Below are 15,666 nucleotides of genomic sequence, written 5' to 3' on the forward strand. Positions count from 1 at the left end.
CCGCAGGGCCTGCTAGGCCACATCTTTAAGAAAGGTTAACGCCGCTCCCGGCATTTGACGGGCTCGCGGGTTCCGCAGAAAAATCCCGGGAAATGCAGTCGAGTATGGCCTGCGGCGTGGCGCAGACATGCCGCGCGCCGGCTCCGATCAGTTCGTCCCTGCTGCCATAGCCGTAGAGCACGCCGATTGCCTGTATGCCGTTGTTCCTGGCGCCGATCATGTCGTGGCTGCGGTCGCCGATCATCAGCGTCTTGGCCGGATCGACCGAAGCAGTCTTCAGCGCGTATTCCAGGAGATCGGACTTGTCGACACGGGTGCCGTCGAGTTCGGAGCCGAACACATGCTCGAAATGATGCCGCAGCCCGAAATGCTCGACGATGCGCGTCGCGAACACATGCGGCTTGCTGGTGGCGACAAACAACCGGTGGCCGGACTGGCGGAGCTTCGTCAGCACTTCGCTGATCCCGTCATACGCGCCGTTCTCGAACAGCCCGACGTCGGAAAACCGCTCGCGGTACAGCGACACGGCGCGGTCGGCGGAATCTTCCGCGCCCAGCAGTCTGACAAAACTGGCGCGCAGCGGCGGGCCGATGCACCAGGTCAGTTCGTCCTCGGTCGGGACGCTGTGATGGTCGAGCTTTTGCAGCGCATACTGGATCGAACGGGTGATCCGGGTTTTGGATCGGTCAGCGTGCCGTCGAGATCGAAATAGATTGCGTCGAGGGGCAGGTCAGTTCGCATAGCGGGCAGTCAGGTCGCGCGAGATTTTCGAGCCTTCCTCGATGTAGCGGCGGATCGCGATCGAGGCGGCGGGCGTGCAGGTACGATAGGTCTGCTGAAAGCCGTTATAGCCGCGGTTGAAGCCGGCGATCATGCGCGCGCGGCGTTCGCCCGAAGGCGTTTCGGCGTCGACCAGCGCCTGCATTTCGTTGCGCCATTTCGCGCCTTCATTGTTGCCGCAGATGCCACGCAAATAGTGCAGCGTGCCGAGGATTTCGGCCAGCCGCTGCAAATCGCGGTCGAACGGCGCGGCGCCATCCTGGGCCCGCGCGGGCGCCAGCTGGCAGGCCGAGATGAGGATGAGGACGGCGAAAAAGTGCTTGCGCATTTGGGGGTCCAGAACCCGCCCGATATGCCCCCTCAATGCGCCGGTGGCAAGGCGGGGAACATAGCGTTTTCGAGCGAAGTGGGTGCCGGTTCGCGTCAAAAAAAACGCGTCGAAACAAGGAGCCGAGACAATTCGGGCCTAAATGAGCTTCCGTGCCGCTGCGATGACCTCCAGGAGGCCGCCGGTGACCTTGAGATCGCCGAGCGCATCGGGGTCGAACCATCCAAAGTCATCGTGCTCGTCGTTCAGGACCGGCTCCCGGGCGGTCCAGCGTGCCGCGAATGACATGATCAAATAATGCCCGCCGCCGCCGGTTCCCGGCAGCACTTCGCGCCAGCCGGCCAACTCCAAAATCTCGATTCGCAAGCCCGTTTCCTCGTCGACCTCGCGATGCAGCGCCGTATGCAGCGATTCGCCGAATTCGACCCGGCCGCCGGGGAACGAATAGAAGCCCTTGCTCGGCGAGCGCGAGCGCCGGACCAGCAGAACCTTGCCGTCGCGAAAGATCGCGCCGCTGACGGCGAGTTGCGGGCGGATGGGTGGCGGGGAGGAGTCCAAGGCTTGATCCGGGAAAGTGGTGGACGGTTTTGGGGCCGGATCATGCCCGATCGATGCGCGGAGGTCTAATGCACTGCCGTCAGGTCAGGCCTTAGTTCGACATGATGGTTTCGACGTCGGCCTCGGTGGCGCCGTTGATGATGCCGCCCGCCTGCGCCACCAGCGGCTTGACCCAGCCGGTGGCCTGCTCGGCGAGCGTGGCACGGGTCTTGTCCTGGCGGGCTTCGCGCATCGCCGAGCCTACCGCGGTCAGGATCGAGGTCATGGTGTTGGCGACCTTGTCGAACTCGGTGCGAATCTTGGGGTCGGCCAATTCGTAGGCCTCGATCGCGAGATCGCGGGCCTTGAAATTGGAAGCCCAGAAGTGCTCGGCGTAGGACAGCGGACTCCAGGTCAGAAAATCCTCGGCGCATTCCGGCATGTCCGGAACCATCTCGAGCAGCATGATGGCTTCGTTGAAATGATTCAGATAGTCGGTGGCCAGCCCGGTGCGGGGATTGATGTTGGCGGCGCGCAGAAGCGCGGCGCGGGCCTCATCGATGGGGCCCGTGCGTGGCGGCGGTGTCGGGCGATCGGGTCGCGCTTCTGTGGCGGCCGGTAAGCTCATCTGTTCCAGTGTTAACAACTGGGGTTAAAAGGGATTAAACGTACCCCCATTCGGGTTAGATTATGTGCGGACGTTTCGTAATTACCTCGCCGCCGGCGGCACTTAGGCAGCTCTTCGGCTACGTTGAGCAGCCCAATTTCCCGCCGCGGTACAATATTGCTCCGACCCAGCCGATTCCGGTGGTGATGCTGGAGAATGGCGGCCGGCATTTCCGGTTGATGCGCTGGGGCCTGGTGCCGGCCTGGGTCAAGGACCCGCGCAAGTTCTCGCTGCTGATCAACGCCCGCTCCGAGACGGTGCGGGAAAAGCCCGCCTTCAAGAACGCCATCAAGCGGCGGCGCTGCCTGATCCCGGCCGACGGCTATTACGAATGGCAGGATTCGAGCGGCCGCAAACGGCCGTTCTTCATTCACCGCCGCGATGGCAGGCCTGTCGGCTTTGCCGCATTGGCCGAGACCTGGATGGGGCCGAATGGCGAGGAGGTCGACAGCGTTGCGATCGTCACCGCGCCGGCCAGCCGCGATCTGGCGGCGCTGCATCACCGCGTCCCCGTGACGATCGCGCCCGATGAATTCGAACGCTGGCTCGACGGTCGGGCCTTCGACGCCGACGACGTCATGGCGTTGTTGACCGGCCCCGCGGAAGGAGAATTCGCCTGGCACGAGATTTCGACGCGGGTCAATCGCGTCGCCAATGACGACGCACAATTGCTGCTGCCGATCACGGAAGAAGAGCGTGCGGCGGAGGCGCCGAAGCCGAAGGCTGTGCGCAAGGCGGCGGCGGTGGCGGAGGAGGATGAAGGGCAGGGGAGTTTGTTCTAACTCCGCATCGTCCCGGCGCAAGGCCGGGACGACAGCTACTCCGGAGCGACAACTCACCTGAAAATATTCAGTGCCGCATATTGCAACAACATAATCGTCTTGGCATCCGCGATGCGGCCATCGGCGATCATCGCGAGTGCCTGATCAATCGACAATTCCAGCACCTCGATGTCCTCGCCCTCGTCGGCGAGGCCGCCGCCGCTGCCGATCCGCATCGAGGCTTCATACTCGGCGACAAAGAAGTGCAGTTTCTCGGTCACCGCGCCCGGGCTCATGAAGGCCTCGAACACTTTCTTGACGTCGTGGAGGCGATAGCCGGTTTCCTCTTCGGCCTCGGCGCGGATTCGTTCCTCAGGCGAAGCATCGTCGAGCATGCCGGCGGCGGCTTCGATCAGGAGGTCGTCATGGCCGTTGACATAGGCCGCCAAACGGAACTGCCGCACCAGCACCACGGTGCGCAAGGCAACATTATACGGCAGCAAGGCCGCGGCGTTGCCGCGATCATAGACTTCGCGGGTTTGCGTCTGCCATTCGCCGTTGCCGCGGCGGTAGTCGAGCGTGATGCTCTTCAACAGGTACCGGGCATGGGAGAGGACACGCTCGTCTTTGATGCGGATGCGGTCGGAGATGGTCATGGCATTCCTTGATCAAGGCGTAGGCGCGCGGCCGTCGAGCCACTTGGCGAAAACGATCGTCTGTGCCTCGGCATAACCGATCGACTGGTAGAATTCGCCGGCCTGGGCGTTTTCGCGCCGGACCATCAATTGCACCTTGGCCATGCCGGCCGCGCGCAGCCAATCTTCAGCCGCGTTCATGATGACGCGGCCATAGCCGCGGCCGCGGCGTTCCGGATCGGTCGCGACGTAATAGACCCAGCCGCGATGGCCGTCATGGCCGGCCATGGCGGTCGCCACAATGGCGCCGCCGTCGCGGCCGATCAGCACGGTCGAATTCGGCCCGCGCCGCGCCAGCGCGATGTCGGATGCCGGATCGTTCCACGGCCGCGTCAGTCCGCACGCCTGCCACAGCGCGACGACGGCGGGAATGTCGGCGTCCGCGATCGGCGCGATGGCGAGTGGCGGAAGCGGCTTTGGCGCTGATGCGTTCACAGAACCTTGCCGGGGTTCATGATGCCGAGTGGATCGAGCATCGCCTTGATGCTCCGCATCAGTTCGATCGCGACCTTGTCTTTGACGTCAGGCAGTTCGTCGCGCTTGAGCACGCCGATGCCGTGCTCGGCGGAAATCGATCCGCCCATCCGCAGCACGATCGCGAACACGACCTCGTTGACCTCGTGCCAGCGCGCCAGGAAGTCCGCAGTGTTGCCGCCGACCGGCTGGCTGACATTGTAATGGATGTTGCCGTCGCCGAGATGGCCGAACGGCACCGGCCGTGAGCCCGGGATCAACTTCACCACCGCCGCGTTGGCCTCTGCAATGAAATCGGGCACGGCGGCGACCGGCACGGAGATGTCGTGCTTGATCGAGCCGCCTTCCGGCTTCTGCGCCGCCGACATCTCGTCGCGCAGCTTCCAGAACGCCGAGCGCTGGCTGAGGTTCGCCGCGATTACCGCGTCATCGACGATACCTTCTTCCATGCCCTTGGCCAGGATCGCTTCCAGCGCGTCGCGGGCATCATCGCGTGAGGACGACAACTCCATCAGCACGTACCAGGGATGCTTGCTCTCGAGGGGATCCCGAATGTCGATGCCGTGACGGATGCTGAAATCCACCGCGATATCGGCTAGCAATTCGAAGCTGGTCAGGCTGCCGGCTGCCTCGTTCTGCGAGATCGAGAGCAGCTTCAGCGCCTGCGCCGGCGATTGCAGGCCGACATAGGCGGTCTCGATCGCACGCGGGTTTGGGAACAGTTTTAGCGTCGCCGCCGTGATGATGCCGAGCGTGCCTTCGGCGCCGATGAAGAGATTGCGCAGATCGTAGCCGGTATTGTCCTTTTTCAGCTTCGACAGCGAGTTCAGGATCCGCCCGTCGGCCAAGACCACTTCCAGGCCGAGCGCCATCTCGCGCGCCACGCCGTAGGCGAGCGCGGCCGTGCCGCCCGCGTTGGTCGAGAGATTGCCGCCGATGGTGCAGCTTCCTTCGGCGCCGAGCGACAGCGGAAACAGCCGGTCGACGTCGCGGGCGCGCTGCTGGGCGACCTGCAGCACCACCCCGGCCTCGCAGGTCATGGTGTTGGAGGCGGCATCGACCTCGCGGATTTTATCGAGCCGCCGCAGCGAGACGACGACCTCGCCATTATGCGGCGTCTGGCCGCCGACCAGCCCGGTATTGCCGCCCTGCGGAACCAGCGCGATTTTATGCGCGGTGGCGAGTTTACAGATTTCGGAGACTTCCGCTGTTGATCCCGGCCGCAACACCAGCGGCGAGCGCCCATGAAACAGATCGCGCTCCTCGGTGACGTAGGGCGCGATATCGGCAGCATCCGTCACCGCATATTTGTCGCCGACGATCGCGCGGAATTTCGCGATCAGTTCGGGCGGAAACTGTGGCGCGGCAGGCTGCACGATATTCATGGTCTGGTCTTTCACTCCCGTCCGATTCACTCCCGCCCGACTGCGGCGCGGCGCAGCCGGTCGTTGATGGCCTCGCCCAGTCCGTCGTTGGGAATGGGCATCACGGCGATGGTTTGCGCAGCCTTGCTGTCGAGCGCGCGAAGAAAGCCGAACAGATTGGCGGCGGCCTCGCTGAGGTCGCCGCGCAGGGACAGATTCATCACCGCGGCGGCGGCGTCAATTCCCGAAACTGCATCGCTGCCGAACGCCAGCAGCGCTTCGCCGGGCTCGATCTGAATTGCACCGAGCCGCACACGTGTTCTCGGAGCATAATGGGACGCCAGCATGCCCGGCGCCAGCGGCTGGGCGCTGTCGCTCTCGGCGTCCGCAGGCGGTTGCTTCAGCGCGCGGCCCAGCACGCGCTCGATGTCGGCGCGCGGCAGGCCGCCCGGCCGCAGCAGCATCGGTTCGTCGAAAATCCCGACAATGGTCGATTCGACGCCGACCGCGACCGCGCCGCCATCGACGATCAGGTCAATCCGCCCCTCCAGGTCGCTTTGCACATGGGCCGCCGTCGTCGGCGAGACGTGCCCGGACAGATTGGCCGACGGCGCCACCACCGGCCGGCCGAACACGCGCAGGATGTCGCGCGCCACCGGGTGCGCCGGGATCCGGATCGCGACGGTCTCGAGTCCCGCCGTGGCGAGCTCGGCGACCGCGCAATGTTCGGTTTTCGGCAGGACCAGCGTCAGCGGCCCCGGCCAGAACGCGCCGGCCAGCCGCAAGGCCGCCGTGTCAAAACGGCCGATTTCGCGCGCCGCGGCGAGATCGTCGACATGGGCGATCAGCGGATTGAAGGCCGGCCGGCCCTTGGCCTGGTATAGCCGGGCGATTGCAGCCGCATTGGTGGCATCCGCTCCCAGCCCATAAACCGTCTCGGTCGGGAAGGCGACCAGCCCGCCTTCACGCAAACAATGCGCGGCAGAGGCCACCGCGGCCTCATTGGCGGGCAAAACCGACGTTTTCAGGCTTGTATTCACAGGGATTAATTCCTCAAATCGGTGCCTTGCGGTGACCGAAACCGGCAGCTATAAGCCGCGTTCTTAGTCGGAGTGTGGCTCAGCCCGGTAGAGCACTGCGTTCGGGACGCAGGGGTCGCAGGTTCGAATCCTGCCACTCCGACCATTTAATCAACGGCTTGCGCGACCCTCTCGCGGCCTCTTATTGACCAAAAATCCCGGTTTTGCACGCAAAATGCACGCAGCATTTTCGGGGCGCACGAGACGGTCTTCATCACGCGCGCGATGGTGCAGGAGAAGGTCGTCAGGAGCCCATTGAGCCCGGGCACTCGCGCGACGTTCTCCGAGCGTATGGCGAATCAACGTTGCATTGATGCGGTCCTCGGGACCGGCGCCCTTCACCAAGATGCGGTCATCATCAATGATGAAGCCGTCATCGAATCCTCCACCCGGTGTTACTTCCTTGACGGCCGCTGTCCAGCGCTGCGCTTGGGCTTTCACAAACGCCGCGAAGGGTTCGGTCGTGTCACCCAGCGGCTCGAAACCGAAGTCCGGGATTTTGGCCTGCACGTCCCTTAAGCGAAGCGTACGATGCGGCCGATCTCGATCGCGAGCTTATCGATGATGCATCGGTGCCTGACACGCTGATGGGCCGTTGTTGCCGGCCGATCGCCGTGATGAATTCGAAACAGGGAGATGAAAATGCAGGAACCGGAAAGACGCGAAATCGGCCGCATCTATTTTCCTTCATCTCCCAGCGAGTTCATAACTGCATTCGCTCATTTCCATCGGGCCGAGATTGCCCGCATGGCCGGATGGCGAGATCGCATCGACCGGACCACCAATTGGGCCATTACGCTGGTCGCCGCGATGCTCTCGGTCTCGCTTTCGACGTCGAATGCGCACCACCGCGTGCTGATGTTTGCGATGGTGTTGGCATTCTTCCTGCTGATGATTGAGTCGCGGCGCTATCGCTTCTTCGACGTCTATCGGTCTCGCGTGCGCCGGCTGGAGCGCAATTACTACGCCAAACTGTTTGATCCCGGCGTGAAAGCGGAGGAGGACTGGCAGCGCATCATGGCTGCCGATCTCCTCGCGCCGACATTCGCGATGTCGATGGCAGAGGCCGTGTCGCGAAGGTTGCGACGCAACTACATCTGGATATTCCTGATCCTGCTCGGCGCATGGGCGCTCAAAGTGACCTTTCCCTCCTTCAGCGGCGAGGTCCCACCGGCTCTCACCTTCCACGATTGGGTCAGGAATGCCGGCGTGGGTCCGGTTTCCGGCTGGATCATATCGGCGGTCATGGTGGCTTTTTACGGCTGGATCGTCATCGCTGCATTGAGGACTGGTGGCCGCCAGGGCGAACTCGCGCATGGCGATGCTCACGTGTGAGGCGTGCAGGCATGTCTTTCGATCCTGGAGGTGGGGCTGCAAGCAACGAAGATGTCAGCAGATTTTTTCTGCACGACCTTCACGCAGCGACGGGATCGAATGGTGTTCGCCGTGGTGTGATTGAATCATCGCGATCCATGGCGGGCGTTCGATCCCCGGCCTTTTGCTTGCGGAGGTTCGAGAACGACCTGCTTCAGATCGCTGCCGCCGCTCACCACGACGATGACGAAATTGAGTTTGCCATTGTCGTCCATCAGGCTTCCGCCAATGGCTCGTCCCGACGCTACCTGTTCCGCGATGATGACGGCGTCCGACAGCTCTTGCCGGATGGTCCGCAATGCCATGACGTTGTTCCGGTCGTCCGGATTGAGGTCCTTCAAATGCGACACTGTTTCCGCGCCGATCGTGTCGCCGGTTTTTGCATCGATCGCATGTTCCCAGAGACGGTTATCCTGGACCGTCTTGACACGATAAACCGGGGAGCCCGAGGCGCCATCGAAGCTGATATCCGCGGTTCTCGAACCGGCGTGCCGCTTTTCAGCGATTCCCATCGCCTGGCGCAGCGATAGCTGTGCCGCACGGAATGCCTCGAGCTCGCGGTTCACCGCCTCCTGGTGAATGCGCTCGCCCTCCGCGCCTTCCTCCTGAGCGGCCTGCGTGGCCGATAACGGGGGTATCGCATATGGCGGAACAAGCGCGAGGAGGGAGAGAAGGATGACCGCAAATCGTTGCTTGTTTGACATCGGCTGCTTTCGTTGTTCGCACGTGCAGGGGGTAAAAGTCGGGGCTGACATCAATTGCCGCTGGCGAGTTGCCGCCTGATTGATACGCCGGACATCGGCGCAGGTTCCAATTCGTCGGGCGGCGGGGAGACCGACCAGAGACGGTTGCCGCGCGCCCTGTCGTAACCGTACTGGAACAGCGCGCGCATATAGGCGGTGTCGAAGCCGGAGGTCGGCGAAGCCGGCTGATCGCCCTCGATGTAAGTCAGGTTGAATCCGAACTTGTTGCGGCGGGCGAAGATATAGGTGCTGTACAGAATCGAGCGGGTCTGGATTTTTGTCATCGTCGACGACGACCGCGCGGCGATTTCGACGGTCGCATTGCGAACCAGCTTGAATTCACGCTCTACCTTGTTGTTGATCAGGATGTAGAGCTGCAGATTGTCCAGCTTGCCCGGCTTGGCATCGTGCAGCAGGTAGGCCTCCGGCAGCGTCAGGACAGGCGCGGTCACGCCGCCGTCGACATGCATCTCCTCGAAACGCTTGCCGTTGGCTTCCGCGGTGACCAGCATCGGCGGAAACACCACGGGCAGGCTGGCCGATGCGGCGACGACGTCCCGGAACAGGTTCAGCGCCGCGGGCGTGGGGAGCGAGGCGATGCGCCCCATGTCCCAGATCGCGGTGCGCTGCGAATCGAGATTGGTCGTGACGACGAGCAGCCGCCGGCCCTTGGCATGTTCGGCTGCGACCGCCGCGACGAAATCGGCATCGATATATTTGGCCACCAGTTCGCGCAGCCGGGCGTTGCCGAACAGGCCCGCCCCGAAGATGGCATTGAACGGGTTCGGTGCGTCGAGAAGGCTCTCGGCGATGCCGCTGGTGTAGAGCTCACGCAAGGTCGCGTCATAGCCGGGACCGAGGAACGCGAATGGGGCGATGAGCGCGCCGGTGCTGACACCAGACACGATCGAGAACGCGGGACGCCTGCCGGTGTCGGTCCAGCCGATCAGCACACCGGCGCCATAGGCGCCGTCGGCCCCGCCACCGGATAACGCAAGATAGGTGCGCGGTCCGCGCAGCACGGCTGGTGCGGGATATTGCCGGAATGTGGCGGCGGGCTCGTCGGCGTAGCGGCGCAGATCCGTCAGATCGAGCACGCGCGCGGAGGATGCCTCCGCAACGCTGTGCGGCGTCCTCGGCAGCGACGAACATCCGGCGGTGATAAGGCTGAGCGCTGAAACCATGGCCAAGGCTACGGATGTCCGAAGACCGATGCAGTTCATGACATTTCCGGATTGGAAGGGAGCGCTCAGGGGCAACCCGCGGGCATCGCGGGCCGCTTCGCCATTGGGGCCATCAGGATGCGGCGACGATTCGCTCCGTCAGGCGCCCGCGATTGCTGGACCGCCGCGGCTCCCGCCTGGACCGGACTCCCTTGTACGCATCCGGCCGCATCGCCGGAGACAGGGCCACTTTGACGCCATAAGACACATCCAAGCCAATCAAGTGAGTAATCACTTACTAAAGTTGACTGGCTCAGAAGTCAATAGTGGGTCAAGCTTGCGGTATTAAATTACCTTGTTTGATGAAAGGATCCAGCCTCTGCGCACGGCAGCAGACGGCAAATAGGGTAGGGTCTGGGAGTGACGAAGCATATCACCGACCGCGCAAGGATGGCCCGTCACTGGCTGATCCTTGCAGACGATCTGACCGGAGCCGCCGACTGCGCCATTGCCTTCGGCAGGATGGGGCGTGAGGCGGTCGTGACGTGGGGCGACGCCACAAAGCCGTCGCATCGCCAAGCAGCTGTTTGGGCCCATGACGTCGCAAGCCGCGGTCTTTCGTCCGAGGCCGCTGCGGCGCGCCATCTCGGCGTGCTGGCACGCTTGCCGATGTCCGAACGCGCGCTGTTCAAGAAAATCGATTCAACGTTGCGGGGACAGCCCGCGGCGGAACTGGCCGCGACGCTTGCCCATCTGAAGTCAGGGGCCGAGCGGATATTTGCCGTGCTGGCACCAGCCTTTCCGGCGACCGGCCGTACCACCGTCGATGGCCGAGTCCTCGTTCACGGCGCGGCCTTGGAAGAAACCGAGCTCTGGCGGCGCGATCACACCTATCCGAATGCCGATCTCGACGACGTTCTCGCTACCGCCGGGATTTGCGGCGAGAAGGTCACGCTTGCCGCTGTGCGTGGGGGCGATCTGCGAGCCAGGTTCGCAACGATGGCGGATCGGTCGGCCACCGTGGTTGCCATCTGTGACGCCGAGACCGAGAACGATCTGGCCCTGATCGCGGAGGCGGGGCTGCATGCATCGCCCGCGAGCGTCTTCATCGGCAGCGCGGGTCTTGCGCATGCGCTGGCGAATCTGGAGGGTCGTGGCGACAGCGAAGCGCTGCGTATTCCCGCCGGCAAGTTCGGAACGCTCACTGTCGTCGGTTCGCTCGCCGGTGCCTCCCGTATCGCGGCGCGCCGCTTGAGAGAGACGGGAACGGCCGCATATTTTCCGGTCGAGCCGAAAGCCCTGGCTGGAAATGATGTCGATCGCGCGGAACTTGCTTCCGGAGTGATGGCGCGTCTTGCTAATGGTGGCGATGCTCTCGTCGAGATATCGCTGAACGATTCTCCAAACATGTCGGCAGGGCCGCTTCTGGCCCACAATCTCGCGACAGCGCTGCAAGTCGCCGCGCCCGTGATCGGTGCGATTGCGGTAACGGGCGGCGAAACCGCGGCAGCGCTCTTGTCGGGCCTTGGTGTCAACGCTATCCGTCTTGCCGACGAGATTGAGCCCGGCGTGTCGCTCGGCCTCACGCTGGGCTCGCTGTCCGTTCCTGTCGTCACCAAGGCGGGCGCATTCGGCGACGCGGATAGTCTTGTACGCATCAACGAGCGCCTTCACGCCGTTCGAACCAGAGGAAGTTTTGCATGAGCCGCCCGACGATTGCGATCACGATGGGCGATCCCGCCGGCATCGGCCCCGAAGTGATCATGAAGGCGCTGGCCCAGGAGGCGACGCGGGCGATCTGCAATCCGCTCGTGATCGGCGACGCCAACCGGCTGCGCAAGGCAGGCCGGCTTGTCGGCGCGTCGGTTGCGGTCGATGCACTCGGCGATGCCAAGCAGGCGGACTTTGCCGCAAGCGCCGTGCAATGCCTGGACCTGAAATTGGTGCCGGACGATTTGCCGTTCGGCCAGGTGTCGGCAGCAGCAGGCGAGGTCGCCTATCGCTGCATCGAAAAGGCCGTCGAGGTGGTGCAGGCAGGCGACGCGCAGGCGATCTGCACCGCGCCGCTATCGAAAGAAGCTCTTCACGCAGCCGGCCACAAGTTTCCGGGCCACACCGAATTGCTGGCGCATCTCACCGGAACGCCCGAAGTCTCGATGATGCTGGTGTCATCGAAGCTCCGCGTCATCCACGTCACCACGCATATCGGTCTTCTCGACGCGATCGAGAAGATCGAGCCCGGCCTCGTCGAACGCGTGATCTCGCGCGGACACGGCGTACTGGTACGCGCCGGTATCGCTAATCCAAGAATTGGTGTTTGTGCGATCAATCCGCATGCCGGCGAAAACGGGTTGTTCGGTCGTGGCGAGGAAGCGGCGAAGATCGCGCCCGCGATTGATGCCTGCCAGCGCCGTGGCTGGGATGTGCGCGGCCCGCTGCCGGCGGACACACTGTTCTTCCTGGCCGGCCGCGGCGACTACGACATGGTTGTTGCCATGTACCACGATCAGGGTCACGGCCCCATCAAGGTACTTGGACTGGAAGCGGGCGTTAACATCACGGTCGGCTTGCCCGTGATCCGGACCTCGGTCGATCACGGCACGGCTTTCGACATTGCGGGCAAGGGTATCGCGGATGAGCGCAGCCTGATCGAGGCGCTGCGGCAGGCGGCCGATCTGGCGCCGGACGCGGATCTCCGCGATCGTGTGTGACTAAGTATGGGTGATTAAACCGGCGTTCCCGATCGCGCAGGCAAATTGCGGCGGCCTCCATTGACGTTGTCGAGCGGGAACACATATCCCGCACCATCGATCCACGTTACCGCTCAGGAGTAAGTATGGACGCGCCGTCGAATATCGATCCCGTCACAGCGCAATCCGGCGGTGACGTCGTGCACTGGCTGACCAACGGCACGCGCGATCAGCGCTTCATCGACAATATTTTCGCCGAAATGTGCATCCGGCTTCAGCAAGCGGACATTCCCGTCAAGCGGGCGTCGCTTCATATCCTGATCCACCATCCGCAATGGCTTGGCGCCCGGATCATGTGGGAAGACGGGATGCGCGAGGCCGAGATTGCGCGGGTTGATTACGATGTCCAGGAGCGTTCCGAATATATCGGCAGTCCCGCCAACGAAATCCATGACGGTGTCACCGAGGTGCGCGAGAATCTCGAGCGTGATCCTGCGCTCGGCCGCAAGCACGCCGTCTATGACGAGATGCGGGCGAAAGGCTTGAGCGACTATGTGGCGTGGCCGCTGTATCATACGCTCGGCAAGCGGCACATCGTGACCTTCGCAACCGACCGACCAGGCGGTTTCGACGCTGCGCATATCGCAGGCCTGTTGAAACTGTTGCCGGTGCTGGCCCTGGTTAGTGAAATCCGGGTCAAGAACCGGCTGGCGCGTACGCTGCTGGAAACCTATGTCGGATCGCACGCCGGCGAACTGATTCTGGCGGGCGCCACCAGGCGCGGAACCGGGACGACGGTTCGCGCCGCCATCATGATCTGCGACTTACGTGATTTCACCCGGATCTCCGACAACTGGCCGCGCGATGACGTCATTGATCTCCTGAACGGCTATTTCGACGCGATGTCGGAGCCGATCGCGCGGCATGGCGGCGAAATACTGAAATTCATCGGCGACGGTCTGCTCGCCATTTTTCCGCTCAGCCAGCCTTCGGCCTGCGCAAATCTGCTGCATGCCGTGACTGAGGCCCGTCAGGCCATGACGGCGCTGAACGAAAAGAACAGCGAAACCGGCCGTGCGCCGCTGAACTACGGCATCGGCGTTCACGTCGGCGACGTCATGTACGGCAATATCGGGTCGCGCAGCCGGCTCGACTTCACGGTTATCGGTCCGGCGGTCAACATGGCGTCGCGCCTCGAAGCCCTCACCAAGCAATTGGGGAAAACGGTGCTGCTGTCCCGCGCGTTCGCAGACTTCGTCGAGAGCGATTTCGATCTCGAACGCGTCGGCGAACATCCGGTGCGCGGCTTCAACGACCCAATCGAGCTGTACGCGTATCACGGCTGAATGCCGATCCATGTCCGTGCGATCGTCTCCAGTCGCTTGACACAAGGCATCGATGTTCTCATTATGTTCTTTTATCGGGAACATCGTCGAAACGTCATGGGCGAACGGTCGGATGGCAACGACAGCCACCATCCTCCATGCGGACCTGGATGCGTTCTATGCCTCGGTAGAGCAGCTGCTTGATCCTTCGCTGCGCGGCAAACCCATTGCCGTCGGTGGCGGGGTTGTGCTTGCCGCGTCTTACGAAGCCAAGGCCTTCGGGGTCCGCGGCGGCATGCCGGGACGGCAAGCGTGCGAACTCTGTCCGCAGCTCATTTTTGTCGGCGGACATTTCGGGGAATACCAGCGGCTGGGCGATGCCGCCATCAAGGTGATTGGCGATTTCACGCCCCTCGTCGAACGGATCTCCATTGACGAGGCCTTTGCCGATGTCGCGGGCTGCACCCATCTGTTCGGTCCGCCTGCCGAAATCGCGATGGCCATCCGCCAACGCGTGCGCGCCGAGCTTGGCCTTCCGATCTCGGTCGGTGTCGCGCGCACCAAGCATCTGGCGAAAATTGCTTCGCAAGTGGCCAAACCCGACGGGCTCGTCGTTGTCGATCCCGACACGGAGCTCGGATTTCTTCACCACCTGCCGGTTGAGCTGATGTGGGGCGTCGGTCCGGCGACGCGGGCACGGCTGGCCGAAATCGGCGTGCTCACGATCGGGCAACTGGCAACGACACCGGGAGGCTCGCTCAAGCGGGTGCTTGGTTCCGCGGCAGGGACGAAGCTTTCGGCGCTGGCGTGGAATCGTGACCCTCGGGAAATCAAGACGCACCGCCGCGCTCGATCGGCAGGAGCGCAATCGGCGCTCGGCAGGAAGCCCGCCGAAGAGCGGGTTGTTCGACCCACGCTGCTTCACCTTGCTGACCGAATCGGCAGCCGGCTCCGCGCCAAGTCGAGGCCCGGGCGAACCGTGACGGTCCGCGTTCGCTTCGCCAATCTGAAGTCAGTCACGCGCTCGGTCACGCTCGACGCTCCCGTCTCCGCGACCCTGATTCTGGCCGAGGTCGCCGGGGAGCTGGTGCGCGCTGTCCTCGCCGATCATCCTCACGAGAAAACCATTTCTCTCCTGGCGATGTCCGTGTCGCATCTTGGAGAGCAGCGGGATGTGGAGCTCGAACTCCCGCTCGGACTTGGCGATGAAGCACGCCGCCCCGGCAGCAAAAAAGGCATGGCGCGTTCGGCGGCCGACCAAGCCGTCGATAAAATCCGCGATCGCTTCGGATGGGATGCGATCGGCTACGGATCGGTGGCGCCAGGTGTCTCTTCTTCCGTTCCCGACGCGTTTCGAAAACTCGCTGAAAAGGACCTGTGACCGTCACGCGTCCAGCGCGCGCCCAAAGCCTACGCAGTGCACGCGCCGTCACAGACTCAACGGGGTGTGTCGCCTGAGAACTAAAACGGGGATTTTGCAAGCGGTTAGCTCGCGACACGATGCCTGCCGCGTCGCGGGGCGCTTCCGGTGGACGATGGACAATGGTTAATAAACCGTCACCGCGTTGTAATTAACGCCGGTTTATATTCCGGCCGCTGACGCGCCCCGCGCGACAACACGCGATTCCCCACCTTCAACGCTGCGCGAGCCCCTCGTGCCGCTGCGGCCTGCTTTTGCCTTTTTTT

At 63.3% G+C, this 15,666-nt stretch carries 16 protein-coding genes, 1 tRNA gene and 1 pseudogene; 7 read left to right on the forward strand and 11 right to left on the reverse strand.

The genetic code is table 11. From position 1 onward, the window contains the following. Positions 1-25: 25 nt before the first annotated feature. From JQ609_RS15645 to JQ609_RS15660, 4 genes and pseudogenes are all read right to left on the reverse strand, one after another. Positions 26-741: pseudogene (locus JQ609_RS15645) on the reverse strand (HAD family hydrolase). Further along, on the reverse strand, positions 731-1,108 hold the full coding sequence (locus JQ609_RS15650) for a TIGR02301 family protein (protein ID WP_212210950.1): 378 nt from the start codon (positions 1,106-1,108) through the stop codon (positions 731-733). The pseudogene JQ609_RS15645 and the gene JQ609_RS15650 overlap by 11 nt, the downstream one beginning before the upstream one ends. A 138-nt stretch (positions 1,109-1,246) precedes the next feature. Then, complete coding sequence (locus JQ609_RS15655) at positions 1,247-1,666, reverse strand: NUDIX hydrolase (RefSeq protein ID WP_212274066.1); 420 nt, start codon at positions 1,664-1,666, stop codon at positions 1,247-1,249. Positions 1,667-1,757: 91 nt separating this feature from the next. After that, on the reverse strand, positions 1,758-2,273 hold the full coding sequence (locus JQ609_RS15660; RefSeq protein ID WP_249119608.1) for a hypothetical protein: 516 nt from the start codon (positions 2,271-2,273) through the stop codon (positions 1,758-1,760). 62 nt (positions 2,274-2,335) lie between these two features. Between JQ609_RS15660 and JQ609_RS15665 the strand changes: the two genes are divergently transcribed. Next, on the forward strand, positions 2,336-3,094 hold the full coding sequence (locus JQ609_RS15665; protein WP_212274067.1) for an SOS response-associated peptidase: 759 nt from the start codon (positions 2,336-2,338) through the stop codon (positions 3,092-3,094). A 53-nt stretch (positions 3,095-3,147) separates the two neighbouring features. On the opposite strand, the gene JQ609_RS15670 is transcribed toward JQ609_RS15665, so the two are convergent. From JQ609_RS15670 to JQ609_RS15685, 4 genes are read right to left on the reverse strand one after another with little or no spacing between them, the layout of a single operon-like run. Beyond that, a complete protein-coding gene (locus JQ609_RS15670) occupies positions 3,148-3,729 on the reverse strand; it encodes an NUDIX domain-containing protein (protein WP_212274068.1) in 582 nt (193 codons plus the stop codon). Positions 3,730-3,741: 12 nt separating this feature from the next. After that, positions 3,742-4,203 (reverse strand): GNAT family acetyltransferase, encoded by a 462-nt coding sequence (locus tag JQ609_RS15675; protein ID WP_212210942.1) that lies wholly within the window; start codon positions 4,201-4,203, stop codon positions 3,742-3,744. After that, complete coding sequence (locus JQ609_RS15680; RefSeq protein WP_212274094.1) at positions 4,200-5,627, reverse strand: FAD-binding oxidoreductase; 1,428 nt, start codon at positions 5,625-5,627, stop codon at positions 4,200-4,202. Before JQ609_RS15680 ends, JQ609_RS15675 begins: the two co-directional genes overlap by 4 nt. Before the next feature lie 26 nt (positions 5,628-5,653). Then, positions 5,654-6,646 (reverse strand): L-threonylcarbamoyladenylate synthase, encoded by a 993-nt coding sequence (locus tag JQ609_RS15685; RefSeq protein ID WP_212274069.1) that lies wholly within the window; start codon positions 6,644-6,646, stop codon positions 5,654-5,656. A 68-nt stretch (positions 6,647-6,714) separates the two neighbouring features. Between JQ609_RS15685 and JQ609_RS15690 the strand changes: the two genes are divergently transcribed. Continuing rightward, a tRNA-Pro gene (locus JQ609_RS15690) sits at positions 6,715-6,791 on the forward strand. Positions 6,792-6,796: 5 nt separating this feature from the next. On the opposite strand, the gene JQ609_RS15695 is transcribed toward JQ609_RS15690, so the two are convergent. Further along, entirely contained in the window at positions 6,797-7,195 is a 399-nt protein-coding gene (locus JQ609_RS15695; protein WP_212274070.1) for a hypothetical protein, read from the reverse strand. 132 nt (positions 7,196-7,327) lie between these two features. On the opposite strand from JQ609_RS15695, the gene JQ609_RS15700 reads away from it, so the two are divergent. After that, positions 7,328-8,020, forward strand: a complete 693-nt coding sequence (locus tag JQ609_RS15700; RefSeq protein WP_212274071.1) for a DUF2270 domain-containing protein — start codon at positions 7,328-7,330, stop codon at positions 8,018-8,020. 125 nt (positions 8,021-8,145) lie between these two features. Here the strand turns inward: JQ609_RS15700 and JQ609_RS15705 are convergent, their stop codons facing one another. Beyond that, positions 8,146-8,814 (reverse strand): PepSY domain-containing protein, encoded by a 669-nt coding sequence (locus tag JQ609_RS15705; protein ID WP_249128039.1) that lies wholly within the window; start codon positions 8,812-8,814, stop codon positions 8,146-8,148. Continuing rightward, a complete protein-coding gene (locus tag JQ609_RS15710; protein ID WP_249128041.1) occupies positions 8,814-9,986 on the reverse strand; it encodes a patatin-like phospholipase family protein in 1,173 nt (390 codons plus the stop codon). The genes JQ609_RS15705 and JQ609_RS15710 overlap by 1 nt, the downstream gene beginning before the upstream one ends. Before the next feature lie 399 nt (positions 9,987-10,385). Here JQ609_RS15710 and JQ609_RS15715 point away from each other — a divergent pair, with 399 nt between their 5' ends. From JQ609_RS15715 to dinB, 4 genes are all read left to right on the forward strand, one after another. After that, positions 10,386-11,669 carry a four-carbon acid sugar kinase family protein gene (locus JQ609_RS15715; protein WP_312014860.1) on the forward strand — a complete coding sequence of 428 codons (1,284 nt, stop codon included), beginning with the start codon at positions 10,386-10,388 and terminating at the stop codon, positions 11,667-11,669. Further along, on the forward strand, positions 11,666-12,676 hold the full coding sequence (gene pdxA / locus JQ609_RS15720) for a 4-hydroxythreonine-4-phosphate dehydrogenase PdxA (protein WP_212274073.1): 1,011 nt from the start codon (positions 11,666-11,668) through the stop codon (positions 12,674-12,676). The genes JQ609_RS15715 and pdxA overlap by 4 nt, the downstream gene beginning before the upstream one ends. 125 nt (positions 12,677-12,801) lie before the next feature. After that, positions 12,802-14,001, forward strand: coding sequence for an adenylate/guanylate cyclase domain-containing protein (locus JQ609_RS15725; RefSeq protein ID WP_212274074.1), 1,200 nt, complete (start codon positions 12,802-12,804; stop codon positions 13,999-14,001). A 112-nt stretch (positions 14,002-14,113) separates the two neighbouring features. Then, positions 14,114-15,361: a DNA polymerase IV gene (gene dinB / locus JQ609_RS15730; RefSeq protein ID WP_212274075.1), complete on the forward strand. Its 1,248-nt coding sequence runs from the start codon at positions 14,114-14,116 to the stop codon at positions 15,359-15,361. Positions 15,362-15,666 lie beyond the last annotated feature (305 nt).

It is taken from the genome of Bradyrhizobium sp. AUGA SZCCT0169 (assembly GCF_018130085.1).
In the GTDB taxonomy this organism is placed as follows: Bacteria; Pseudomonadota; Alphaproteobacteria; order Rhizobiales; family Xanthobacteraceae; genus Bradyrhizobium.